General features: G+C 41.0%; 11 protein-coding genes and 1 tRNA gene. 3 read left to right on the forward strand and 9 right to left on the reverse strand.

Features of this window, described 5'->3' with window-relative positions; translation table 11 throughout:
- Positions 1–391: 391 nt before the first annotated feature.
- The 7 genes from IGK85_RS12160 to rpoN all read right to left on the reverse strand — a co-directional run bounded on the left by IGK85_RS12160 (position 392) and on the right by rpoN (position 8944).
- Positions 392–1447 (reverse strand): hypothetical protein, encoded by a 1056-nt coding sequence (locus IGK85_RS12160; RefSeq protein ID WP_008380861.1) that lies wholly within the window; start codon positions 1445–1447, stop codon positions 392–394.
- A gap of 328 nt (positions 1448–1775) precedes the next feature.
- Positions 1776–3077, reverse strand: a complete 1302-nt coding sequence (eno, locus tag IGK85_RS12165) for a surface-displayed alpha-enolase (protein WP_005234360.1) — start codon at positions 3075–3077, stop codon at positions 1776–1778.
- A 112-nt stretch (positions 3078–3189) separates the two neighbouring features.
- On the reverse strand, positions 3190–3945 hold the full coding sequence (gene tpiA, locus IGK85_RS12170; protein WP_008380860.1) for a triose-phosphate isomerase: 756 nt from the start codon (positions 3943–3945) through the stop codon (positions 3190–3192).
- A 63-nt stretch (positions 3946–4008) separates the two neighbouring features.
- Positions 4009–5199 carry a phosphoglycerate kinase gene (locus IGK85_RS12175; protein WP_008380859.1) on the reverse strand — a complete coding sequence of 397 codons (1191 nt, stop codon included), beginning with the start codon at positions 5197–5199 and terminating at the stop codon, positions 4009–4011.
- A 99-nt stretch (positions 5200–5298) separates the two neighbouring features.
- The gene (gene gap, locus IGK85_RS12180; protein WP_008380858.1) at positions 5299–6300 is read right to left on the reverse strand and encodes a type I glyceraldehyde-3-phosphate dehydrogenase; all 1002 of its coding nucleotides are present in this window, start codon (positions 6298–6300) and stop codon (positions 5299–5301) included.
- A 40-nt stretch (positions 6301–6340) separates the two neighbouring features.
- The gene (locus tag IGK85_RS12185) at positions 6341–7378 is read right to left on the reverse strand and encodes a sugar-binding transcriptional regulator (protein ID WP_005228675.1); all 1038 of its coding nucleotides are present in this window, start codon (positions 7376–7378) and stop codon (positions 6341–6343) included.
- Between the two features lie 246 nt (positions 7379–7624).
- A complete protein-coding gene (gene rpoN / locus IGK85_RS12190) occupies positions 7625–8944 on the reverse strand; it encodes an RNA polymerase factor sigma-54 (protein ID WP_005234348.1) in 1320 nt (439 codons plus the stop codon).
- Positions 8945–8995: 51 nt separating this feature from the next.
- Between rpoN and IGK85_RS12195 the strand changes: the two genes are divergently transcribed.
- Positions 8996–9067, forward strand: a tRNA-Arg gene (locus tag IGK85_RS12195).
- Positions 9068–9231: 164 nt separating this feature from the next.
- On the opposite strand, the gene rpoE is transcribed toward IGK85_RS12195, so the two are convergent.
- Both rpoE and IGK85_RS12205 read right to left on the reverse strand, forming a co-directional pair.
- The gene (gene rpoE, locus IGK85_RS12200) at positions 9232–9840 is read right to left on the reverse strand and encodes a DNA-directed RNA polymerase subunit delta (protein WP_005234347.1); all 609 of its coding nucleotides are present in this window, start codon (positions 9838–9840) and stop codon (positions 9232–9234) included.
- A gap of 84 nt (positions 9841–9924) precedes the next feature.
- Complete coding sequence (locus IGK85_RS12205) at positions 9925–10362, reverse strand: DUF1934 domain-containing protein (protein ID WP_005234346.1); 438 nt, start codon at positions 10360–10362, stop codon at positions 9925–9927.
- 221 nt (positions 10363–10583) lie between these two features.
- On the opposite strand from IGK85_RS12205, the gene IGK85_RS12210 reads away from it, so the two are divergent.
- Both IGK85_RS12210 and IGK85_RS12215 read left to right on the forward strand, forming a co-directional pair.
- A complete protein-coding gene (locus tag IGK85_RS12210; protein ID WP_034878392.1) occupies positions 10584–11405 on the forward strand; it encodes a lipoate--protein ligase family protein in 822 nt (273 codons plus the stop codon).
- The gene (locus IGK85_RS12215; protein WP_008380856.1) at positions 11389–12759 is read left to right on the forward strand and encodes an HD domain-containing protein; all 1371 of its coding nucleotides are present in this window, start codon (positions 11389–11391) and stop codon (positions 12757–12759) included. Before IGK85_RS12210 ends, IGK85_RS12215 begins: the two co-directional genes overlap by 17 nt.
- The last annotated feature ends 7 nt before the right edge of the window (positions 12760–12766 follow it).

Below are 12766 nucleotides of genomic sequence, written 5' to 3' on the forward strand. Positions count from 1 at the left end.
GGAAATTTGTGAAAATGAAATAGGATTTCTTTTGTTTGAAAAATAATAGAATATTTTTTTCATGATAAATACTCAAAATCCAGAAAGAATCTTTTGTTTGTGATAAAAGTTCTTTCATTGAAAACTCTTAAACACCAGGAGTGATTGGCTACTCGCTAAAATTTCACTTGTCAAAAAAAAATAATTGTAAACTGAAAATGAAAATTTTCATAAACAATCATATTATTTTCATTTTCGGTTACGAAAATTTTAGCAGATTCTTTAAAATCTTATTGTTATTTTCCCTCTATTTATAAGTTCTCTTAACTTTTCAACTTACATTCTATAGAAAAAAACTGTTCCTTGTTCATCTACTAGAAACAGATTTTTTCTATATAGCTTTCATTCACTTTTAATTACTAAAAGTTTGAACAATCTCCTCTTGATCAAAGTCACAAGCCACATCCAAGGACAAAGAATCCGCAGTAGCCAATGCACCCCATGACAAACAAAATCTTAAATCAGCTGGACTTTGATTCCCCTCAATATAATAAGCTGGGAATCCCGAGTCAGATCTGTCAAGTTGATATACACCCCCGGATTTTTTCAGGAAACACTCATCGTCATAATATTGAGTTACAGCAAAATTAAGGTTATTGGCAGATTTTTTTAACAAATATTGCGCGCCATAGTATCTTTGCCCACTAACGATTTCAAAATCACGGAAAGAGTGTCGAGGAAGATTCGTTTTTATCTCAAGTTTTCCCTTCCCTTTGATCATTTTTAAATTAGGCAATAAGATAAAGCGACCGATTATTTCGCTGACCCAATCTGGATGACTTTCACCGTAGTCACTCGAAAAATTGCTATGACCATCGATTACTTTAAAAGAAATCGGCTCCCCGTTAAAGGTTAACCACCAGTTGCCAACAGTTGTGGGTAGCAACTGTTGACTATAAAGATCGCCAAACGATCTGTCTGGTCTTTCATCACATGAATCAGACACAGCTATATCCTTACAATGCTTTTCTATATATACCAATAGATCTGTATCGTCTGTAACGACAGAATATGAGCTACCATCATCAATGATTAATTCTAAGCTGCCTAATGGATGCTGAACGTACGGAAGATCTACATCACGATTCCAGCCTTCCCACTCAGGATAAGAATCAAAGATCAAAAGATCATCCAAAGAAATGCTGGGTAAAAAACCAGTTAGCACCCCTTCATAAAGATAAGTATCTTTGATTGCATCCAATAAATTATGGCCGCTCAGCCAAATAAGCGACTTTCCATTTTTCTTCTTTTCAATCGAATGCAAAATACTTATGTCACCTGAATAATCGGTAATCAGCCAATTATACTGGAGGATCACTTCTTTTGGAAATAGGTCAATAATTCCTGCAGCCGAAACAATATGTTCTACTTCCTTTGATACTACATTATTTATGTACAATTTTTTCATCAGCATTCTCTCCTAAAATACTAAGTTTTCCTATAGTCTATCATACAATTAGCATACCGAAAAAACTCTTTTTCCACTTTGATTCCTGTGAAAATTTTATCAGATTAAAAGTTAATCAAAAAATAAGTGTTCACGAAATTTGAATGAAGCAAAACCAATCCACGGTTTTTACTTAAATAAATCTACCAACCAGTTTTGTTGACCTGTTTCAGCTAAACTCCCTGATCCGTGAATTGTAAGTAAAAAAGTCCCCTCATGTCATTTACACATGAGGGGACTTTACCATCATTTCAGTTCAGCCAAACGACAACGTTTGATTAAGCTAAGATTATTTATTTTTTAAGTTGTAGAAAGCTTGCAAGCCTTTGTATTCAGCAACTTCACCAAGTTGGTCTTCGATACGTAGTAATTGGTTGTATTTTGCAATACGGTCAGTACGTGAAAGAGAACCAGTTTTGATTTGGCCAGCGTTTGTTGCAACAGCGATATCAGAGATTGTTGAATCTTCTGTTTCACCTGAACGGTGAGAAACTACTGCAGTGTAACCAGCTTCTTTCGCCATTTCGATAGCATTGAATGTTTCCGTCAATGTACCGATTTGGTTAACTTTGATAAGGATTGAGTTACCGATACCGTTTTTGATTCCTTTTTCAAGGATTTCAGTATTTGTAACAAACAAGTCATCCCCTACTAATTGAACTTTGTCGCCTAAGCGTTCAGTTAATAGTTTCCAACCATCCCAATCGTTTTCATCCATACCGTCTTCGATAGTGATGATTGGGTATTTGTTAACTAATTCTTCTAAGTAGTCAACTTGTTCAGCAGCAGTACGTTTTACGCCGTTTTCGCCTTCAAATTTAGAGTAGTCGTAAACACCGTTTTCGTAGAATTCTGATGATGCACAGTCAAATCCTAGATATACATCTTTACCTGGTTCTAAACCAGCAGCTTTGATTGCTTCTAAGATTGTTTCAACACCGTCTTCAGTTCCTTCAAAACGAGGAGCGAAACCACCTTCGTCACCTACTGAAGTTTCTAAACCACGTTTAGACAAGATTGATTTCAAAGCGTGGAATACTTCAGTACCCCAACGTAAGCCTTCTTTGAATGTAGGTGCGCCTACAGGCAAGATCATGAATTCTTGGAAAGCGATTGGTGCGTCAGAGTGAGAACCACCGTTGATGATGTTCATCATAGGAGTTGGCAATACTTTTGTATTGAATCCGCCTAAGTAGTGGTATAAAGGTACTTCTAGGTAATCAGCAGCTGCACGAGCAACAGCGATAGAAACACCAAGAATCGCGTTTGCGCCTAATTTGCCTTTGTTAGGAGTTCCGTCTAAAGCGATCATTGCTTTATCGATAGCCATTTGGTCACGTACATCGTAGCCGATGATAGCTTCTGCAATGATGTTATTTACATTGTCAACTGCTTTCGTTACACCTTTACCGCCATAACGAGCTTTGTCGCCATCACGTAATTCAACTGCTTCGTGTTCACCTGTTGAAGCTCCTGAAGGAACCATTCCGCGGCCGAAAGCACCTGATTCTGTGTAGACTTCTACTTCGATAGTTGGGTTACCACGTGAGTCTAAGACTTCGCGTGCGTAAACATCAGTAATAATTGACATGTTTTGTCTCTCCTTTGAGTTTGTTTTATCTTAAGGGGAATGCCCCTTGCGAACAACTTAATTGTAGTGAAAAAATGACGATTCTGCAAATGTTATTTTCATGAAAATGAAATTATTTTACAGCATCTAATAATGCTAGGAATGAATCAGCTTGCAAGCTTGCGCCGCCAACTAATGCTCCGTCAACATTTTCTTTTGCCATGTATTCAGCAATGTTTTCAGGCTTTACAGAGCCGCCGTATTGAATACGTACGCTGTCTGAAACTTCTTTGCCGTATAATTTTTCAACGGTTTTGCGGACAACGCCACAAATTTCGTCTGCGATGTTTGCATCCGCAGATTTACCAGTACCGATCGCCCAGATTGGTTCGTAAGCAATCACAAGATTACTTACTTGACCGTCTGTTAAACCGTCTAAGCCAGCAGTGATTTGTCCTTCGATCCACTCCGCTGTTTTGCCAGCTTCATAGGTTTCTAAAGATTCACCACAGCATAGGATTGGGATCATGCCGTTTGCAAAGATTGCTTTGGCTTTTTTGTTGATGTCTTCATCTGTCTCATGGAAGTATTCACGACGTTCTGAATGACCAATGATGACATAGTCAACACCTAGATCTGCTAAAGCTGCTGGTGAAGTTTCGCCAGTAAAGGCACCTTCATTTTCCCAGTAGCTGTTTTGAGCAGCAATTTTTAATTCTGTTCCTTCAGCAGCATTCACTAATGTTTCTAAGAATAAAGCTGGCGAACCGATCACAGAGTCAACTGTCTCGTTGCTAGGAATTTTTGTTTTGACTGCTTCAGCAAATTCTTTTGCTTCTTTCGCAGTTTTATTCATTTTCCAGTTTCCGGCAATAATTGGTTTGCGCATGTTCTGGCACTCCTTTTCGTTATCAAGCGTGCAAAGGAGATTCTTTGCACGGCTTGTCATTGATTATTTATCGTTGATCGCAGCTAGGCCAGGAAGTGTTTTTCCTTCTAGCAATTCAAGGCTGGCACCGCCACCTGTTGAGATGTGGGTAAATTTGTCAGCAAACCCTAATTGTTCTGCTGCAGCTGCAGAGTCACCGCCACCGATGATCGTTGTTGCATCTTCAAGGTTGGCAATTGCTTCACAAACACCGATCGTACCGTTTGCGAAGTTAGACATTTCAAACACACCCATAGGTCCGTTCCAAACGACTGTTTTTGCGCCTTTTAATGTTTCAGCAAACAAAGCGATGGTTTCAGGTCCGATATCTAAGCCCATTTGTCCTTCAGGAACATCACCAGTATGTTCTTCTGTTGGGACATCATTTGAAAACTCAGCAGCAGTGATTGAATCAACTGGTAATACTAATTTATCGCCAGCTTTTTCGATCAATTCTTTTGCTAATTCTACTTTATCTGCTTCCACAAGAGAATTACCGATTTCCATGCCTTTTGCTTTGTAGAACGTATACGTCATTCCGCCGCCGATCAAGATTTTGTCTGCTTTAGGAATCAAGTTTTCGATTACGCCGATTTTATCAGATACTTTTGCTCCACCAAGAATCGCGATCATTGGACGTTTTGGTTCTTCGACTGCTTCCCCGATGAATTTGATTTCTTTTTCCATTAAGAAACCAGCAACTGTTGGGATACCTGTTGAAGCGATCCCTACGTTTGAAGCGTGTGCGCGGTGTGCGGTACCAAAGGCATCATTTACAAAAACATCGCCTAAAGAAGCCCAGTATTTGCCTAGTTCAGGATCGTTTTTGCTTTCTTTTTTACCATCGATGTCTTCGAAACGAGTGTTTTCAAAAACAACGACATCGCCATCTTGCATGTTGTTGATCGCTGTTTCTAATTTTTCGCCGCGGGTTTCATCAATGAAAGTTACTTCTTTGCCTAATAATTCGCCAAGACGTTTCGCAACTGGCGCTAAAGATTTTCCAGCTTTATCTGCTTCTTCTTTCACACGACCTAAGTGTGAGAAAAGAATTGCTTTTCCGCCGTTTTCGATCACATAATTGATTGTTGGTAATGCTGCTTTGATCCGTGTATCATCTCCGATCACTCCATCTTTCAATGGAACGTTGAAGTCCACACGTACAAGAACTTTTTTATCTTTTAAATCGATATCTTGAACTGTCATTTTAGCCATGAACAGATTCCTCCTAGCATAATTGTTAAAAAAAGCGGAGAAGCGCGATGCTTCCCCGCTTTCTCTTGCGATGGTTTAAATTAAAGTCGTTCGCAACTCTTATAGGTTAGCGAAGTATTCTAAAGTACGTACTAATTGTGCAGTGTATGACATTTCATTGTCGTACCAAGCAACAGTTTTAACTAATTGTTTGTCGCCAACAGTCATAACTTTTGTTTGAGTTGCATCAAATAATGAACCGTAAGTCATACCAACGATATCAGAAGAAACGATTTCGTCTGTGTTGTAACCGTAAGATTCGTTTGAAGCTTCTTTCATTGCTGCATTGATTTCATCAACAGTTACTTCTTTGTCAAGAACAGTAACTAATTCAGTTAATGAACCAGTTGCAACAGGAACACGTTGAGCAGCACCATCTAATTTGCCGTTCAATTCTGGGATTACTAAGCCGATCGCTTTAGCAGCACCAGTTGAGTTAGGCACGATGTTTGCAGCAGCAGCACGGGCACGGCGGAAGTCACCTTTAGGGTGTGGTCCGTCTAGAGTCATTTGGTCACCTGTGTAAGCATGGATTGTAGTCATTAATCCTTCAATCACACCAAATTTGTCGTTCAATGTTTTCGCCATAGGAGCTAAACAGTTTGTTGTACATGAAGCACCAGAGATAACTGTTTCTTCACCTGTTAAAGTTTCATGGTTTGTGTTGTAAACGATTGTTGGAACATCGTTTCCACCAGGAGCTGAGATAACTACACGTTTTGCACCAGCTGTTAAATGTTTTTCAGCAGCTGCTTTAGAAGTGAAGAATCCAGTACATTCTAACACGATTTCAACACCTAGTTCGCCCCAAGGCAATTCTTCAGGGTTGCGGTTAGCTAAAACTTTGATTTCGTTTCCGTTCACATTGAATGAACCTTCGTGAACTTCAACTGTACCGTTGAAACGTCCTTGGGTTGTATCATATTTTAACAAGTGAGCTAACATTTTAGCATCTGTTAAGTCATTGATAGCCACAACTTCGATTCCTTCTACTTCTTGGATACGACGAAATGCTAAGCGTCCGATACGTCCAAATCCATTAATACCTACTTTAACTGTCATTTAAGATTTCCTCCTTATGAAAATCATAAAAATATTTATTTTAAAGGGTTGCCCCTTTTAAAATCTCATTTGCGCAAGCTTCATCGGTGATGAGCCAGGTTTGTTTTGGTGCATTTTTCATGTATGCATTGACCGCTTTGGCTTTTGATTGTCCGCCAGCGACCGCAAAAATGATTGGGACTTTTTGTAAATCTTTTAATTGAAGTCCGATTCGAGGAACTTTGTAAACGACCTCGCCTGCTTCGTTAAAGAAATACCCAAAGGATTCTGCAACTGCATTTTTTTGTTTCAACATCAGAATTTCTTGTTCTGACATTTTTCTTCGAGCCGCCATATGCAACGCCCGTCCAATACTATGAATAACACAATTTGCTTGACTTATCAAGTTTAAGACATCAACGATGGCGGGTTCTTTCAAGAGAAACTCGTAGGTGTTCATGCTTAATTGTTCTGGTACAAACAAGGAGCGATAATCGCCATTTGTCTGCATTGCCATCACCGAGCTGACAGAGTTTGCTTGCACGTTGACTGATTCTCCGATACCACCACGGGCTGGAACAAACAAGTTATGACGTTTGGCGGTTTCCAAATTACCCAATTCCTCGGCAACTTTCGCCATTGTCGTCCCTCCCATTACTGCGATGGTGTTTTTGCCTTCTGGCAATAAGAGATCCAACGATTCATTCAGCAACTGGCCAAATTCAGCAATAACTTTCGGTTGTCGATCACCATCGCCGCTCGCAATCAAACAACGTTCGATGCCAAAGGTCTCTGATAATCGTTTCTCGATTTGGTGCATTCCGAACAGCTGATCCATCAGTGCACCAATCTTCGTGTACACTTCTTCTCCGTAGGCGGTCAATTGCATGCCGCTTTTTGAAGAGTCGATCAGTTTCAGCTTTTTAAGGATATCTGTTTCCGTCCTCAACACGCGTTCCGTCATTGATAAACTTTCCGAAAGTGTCCGGCGGCCAACGGGCTGCATCCAATAAATATTTCTTAAGATACGGTAACGTTCCTGGAGTACAGCGAGAATATCCGGGGTGATTGCCTCAATCAATTTTAATTCATCGAGCATTTTATATCCTCCCGTTGGACAATTTTCGTCCTACAATGACTTAAAATGACCCATCGATTGCAAAAAAAATTTAAATCTGTTTCCTACACCAATAATAGTAGCACTTATCGCCTTGATACGCAACTATTTCAGTCACAAAATCTTGCTTTTCATAAAATCGTCATAATTTGAAAAAGAGGAAAGGATCGATAAAAAAAGGAAAGGCTTTGCTGCCTTCCCTACTCATCGTTAATAGTAAGTTTTGCTTTACTCGAATCGTTTCCGCTTGGAAGAACCAGGGATATTCATGGCTTCACGATACTTTGCCACCGTTCGTCTAGAAATATCGATGCCTTGGGCTTTGAGGGCATCTGTCAACTTTTGGTCTGACAATGGTTTGTTTTTATTTTCTTCATCGATCAGTGCTTTTAGCTGCTGTTTGATCGATGCCGTTGTCAGGTCATCACCGCTTTCTTGCGTCGAAACTTTCTGTCCAAAGAATAGTTTTAATTCAAACACCCCAAAGGAGGTCTCCAAGTATTTCCCATTGACTGCCCGGCTGACCGTTGATTCATGAATTCCTAATTCTTCGGCAACTTCTCTTAAAACCAATGGCTTTAATGGTCGATCTGGTTGAGTGAAAAACTCCTTTTGCCGCGCAACGATCTGCACCCCGACACGATAGATGGTATCCCCTCGTTGCAGCAAGGTCTTCTTTAACCACTCGAACTCTTGGGCTTTATTGTCTAAATAACTTAAGACTTCTGGATCACCGCTTTGCTTCAATTGGTCAAAGTACTGCTGCTGAAAGCGAACCTCTGGTAAGGCGCGTTTGTTTGATTTCACGATCGGTTGTCCTTTTTCAACCGTCACTCGCAGGTCAGGAACGATGTAAAGCCCATCGGTCGACCCAAACGCCGCCCCTGGTGTGGGGGTCAATGTTTGAACATAATCAAAGACCTTTTGAATCTCAGTTAATGGAATCTGCAGCGCTTTGCTGATTTTGTCCCACTTGCGCTCTGCCATTTCCGTGAAGAATTCTTCTAAAATGAGATAAGCCATTGGCGGCGCATAGTCATCTCTTTCCGTTTGCAGCATCAAACACTCTCTTAGATCACGAGCACCGACTCCTGCCGGATCCAGTTGCTGGATCAAGGTTAAAGCATCAAGCATTTGGATTGGCGTCCCCCCGACAAGCTTCCCAGCTTCTTCCAAATCAATCGTCAAAAAGCCGTTTAAATCAATGTACTCGACTAAAAATAAAACGATCGTCCGCAAAAAGGTGTCGCGGTAATTTAAATGGACTTGATCAATGAGGTGTTCGAATAAAGACGTGTGCTGATCAGGGATCTGGCTTAAGTAATCCATTATTTGTTCTGACGAGCCGCTGCTCTTGCTTAGTGTGATGGGCGAATCATATTCCCCCAGATCAATCAACGGATTTTCTAATGCCTGGTTATCTATGAAGGACAATAATTCGTCTGCGGAAAATTGCAGCACTTGGATCGATTGCTGTAATTTCTGCGTCATAGCAAGCTTTTGCGTCTGTTTTTGTTGTTGTGAAAATTGCTGTTGAAATTTCATCATTCTACCTCTTGTTTTTTTCACTGAAATTGGTTAAACTAATATTTGTGCTTCGCGCCTTTAGTGTAGTGGATATCACGTAAGATTCCGGTTCTTGAGACGGGGGTTCGATTCCCTCAAGGCGCGTTTTTTCTTTTCGTTACAAGTATACTCGATTCAAATCAATAATTCAAAAGCACTTAGGGACCGCTGATGCGGTTCCTTTTTTATTTGTATCTATGTAAGAAGGCGAACTCGTCCTTCAACGATTAAAAGCTGCTTGCAGCCATAAGGCGAAAAAAAGAAGAGGATTACTCCTCTTCTTCCTCTTCATCCGCAAAATCATCTTCATCATCGTCATCGATAATGGTGAGATCTTCCTCAATGCTGTCAGGTAATTCTTCTTCATCATCGGTGCTATTGTCGGCGCCGATTTCTTGCAAGTCTGAATTGTATGCCGAGATTTCTTCATCCTCGTCATCATCATCATCAAAGAGATCATCTTCTTCGTCATCTGACAAATCAGTATCCTCAGGATCATCATCGTTATAATCGATTGCATCTTCATCATCGTTGATAAAGGCATTGACTTTTTTACGTTTGCGACGACGTGGTGTATCTTCATCCTCGTCTTCGATGCCATGGTTGACTTCTTCATCGATCGAATCAATGGCGTACCATGAACGTAAGCCCCAACGATTGTCGCCTAAAGAAATAAAACTACCGTCGATATTCAAGTCTGTATAAAACTGCGCCAATGAATCACGAATCTCGCTGTCTGAAGTTTCAAGATAGTTTTGAATTTGGTTGACCAAATCAGAAAAATCCATCACGTCACCGCGCTGCTCTAAAATCGCATGGGCAACTTCAATCATCGACAATTCGTTTTTATTTACACCTTCAAATACATTAATTTCCAAACGGGACACGTCCTTTCACAGTCTACTCCTAATCATACAAAATTACGTCTCAAATTGCAATTTTTTCTTTCAATTTCCCTTTGATTAAGCGGTAAATTCTAAAGACAGTTTGTATTCGCCGACTTTGTCAGCAGCCATGAACAAGTCATAATCGATATCGATCTTTCCCGAGTATGGACGGTCTTTCAAGCTAACGTGCAAGTGATTGGTGAAGGTGTGGAACATCATCAAGCCATACGGGGTTTGATAACTCGTCTCTAAACGTTCCTTATAAGAAAATTTCAAGCGCATGCGCATTTCCCCTGAGCGAATCAATTGAATCAATCCGTCTGGCATAATTTTCATCGTAACGGGAATGTCGGTGCCGTCTGGCTGGATCTCTTTGTAACGGAGATATAAGGTATCACCGATCTTGACTGCTTGTCCTTGCAGATCAAACAGAAAGTTCTCTGTTTCCCCTGCTTGACGTACATTGGTTGTTAAATGAATCGAGATTGGGATTCCTTTTGATAATTCTTGCATGTACGTGTGCCTCCTTTGAAGATTTCAGTTTCATTCTTGCTTTTTTTCATTCGTTTGTCAATCATTTCAGTTGATTCTCCTTAGTCTATTTCTTCATTGAAAATAAAAAAAGAAAACAATAGCAAGTTTTCATTCTTTTCTCCAAGTAATTTTCCAAGAATCGTATATAATAAGGATAACAGGTATTTTAAAGGAGTTTAACCGATTTGACTATCTATGTAATGGATCAAACCTTACCACGTATCCACAATCCTTATGAGCCGTTTGCCTTCACCGATGTTGCCACCGAAGTTGCTGGCAAACAGGAACAAGTTTATTGTCATTTTTGGCAGTTGTCCGATACGATGATTTTAGGCATGAAAGATACCCGGCTGCCTTTTTTGACAGATGGTCTGCAGGTTTTGAAAGAAGCTGGCTATGCCTCGATCATCCGCAACTCAGGGGGGCTTGGCGTAATTAATGATGCCGGTATTTTGAATGTCTCCCTCATCTTCCCTAAACATTTGGCTGCCACCACAGATGCAGCCTATGAAATGATGGCGACATTGCTGCAAACCGCCTTTCCTGAGCGGACAATTTTGGCTTATGAAATTGCTGACTCGTATTGCCCAGGCACCTATGACCTGAGTATTGATGGGAAAAAAATTGCTGGTACAGCACAACGACGAATCAAAGACGGCGTGGCTGTCATGATGTATCTGAGTGTCAACGGCGACCAACCAGCCCGCGGCTCTCTCGTTCGTCGTTTTTACCAAGCAGGTTTGAAAGAGCGCTTTGGTACAGATGGCTATCCAGCCGTCAATCCTGCGAGCATGACCACTTTAGAAGCGGCCCTCGGCCGTAAGTTTACCACACACGAGGTGACTGACCGCTTGCAAAAAGCCCTGCTTTCCTTGATCACAGACCAATCCCTATATCCGCTTGAATCACTGGATCAATGGCGGACAGAAAATAACCTTAGCGAACAAATGCAGCAACGCTTAGCTGGCATGGAAAAGCGAAACCAACCAATAAAGGAGTTTAGCGATGAGCCTACCATATAAATATCAAACCTTAGCGATAGAAAAAGTATTTCGTGATCCTGTTCATAACTATGTCCATGTACAGCACCAAGTGATTTTAGATTTGATCAATTCCAAAGAAGTGCAGCGTTTGCGGCGCATCAAACAGCTGGGAACTGCTTCCTTTACCTTTCACGGAGCAGAACATAGCCGCTTTTCTCACTCCTTGGGCGTTTATGAAATCAGCCGTCGCATTTGCGATATTTTCCAACGCAATTATTCCCTTGAAAAAGTCGGACCAAACGGCTGGGATGATAAAGAGCGTTTAGTGACCTTGTGTGCAGCATTGCTTCATGATGTGGGCCACGGACCATACTCCCACACCTTTGAGCACATTTTCCATACAGACCATGAAGCCATCACAGTGGCGATCATTACTTCTCCTGAAACGGAAGTTCATCAGATATTGAACCGAGTGGAAGCTGGATTTCCTGAGAAAGTCGCAAGTGTTATCACTAAAACTTATCCAAATCCTCAAGTCGTTCAAATGATTTCTAGTCAAATCGATGCTGATCGGATGGACTACTTGCTGCGCGATGCTTATTTTACCGGCACTGAATACGGCACGTTTGATCTGACCCGAATTTTACGAGTGATTCGTCCGTACGAAGGCGGTATTGCTTTTTCTATGAATGGCATGCACGCTGTGGAGGACTACATCGTCAGTCGTTACCAGATGTATGTGCAAGTTTATTTCCATGCGAGTTCTCGAGGGATGGAAGTGATCTTAGCCCATTTGCTGGATCGAGCTGCAGAATTGTATCAAGTGGATTCAGAATTGTTTCAAGGCCATTCGCAGCTGCTTCTCCCATTTTTAAAACAAGAATTCACCTTAGATGAATACTTGAAACTCGACGATGGCGTTCTGAATACCTACTTTACCCAATGGACGGAAGAAAATGATCCGATCCTCAGCGATTTGGCCAAGCGGTTCTTAAATCGTAAACCGTTGAAATCCGCCCGCTTTGACGATGAGACGCAGTTGCCTATGATTGAAGAAATGCAGGGACTGGTGGAAAAAGTCGGCTTCAATCCCCGCTATTATACTGCCATCAATTCAAGCTTCGATCTGCCTTATGATTTTTATCGGCCGACTTCAGGCAAACATCGGACACAAATCGAATTACAGGAAAAAGATGGTTCCCTTGTGGAATTATCCCAAGCCAGTCAGCTAGTTGCAGCTTTAGCGGGACAAACCCAAGGTGACCAACGCTTTTATTTTCCAAAAGAAATGATTGACCCCAACATCCAAAATCACTATGATTTATTTGGAGAGACGTATCAAGAGTTTGCCAAGCACATTCGCAATGGTGCTTTGATCAAACCAAGCCACTAGGAGGAAC

It is taken from the genome of Enterococcus sp. AZ015 (assembly GCF_050499225.1).
Lineage (GTDB): Bacteria > Bacillota > Bacilli > Lactobacillales > Enterococcaceae > Enterococcus_D > Enterococcus_D entomosocium.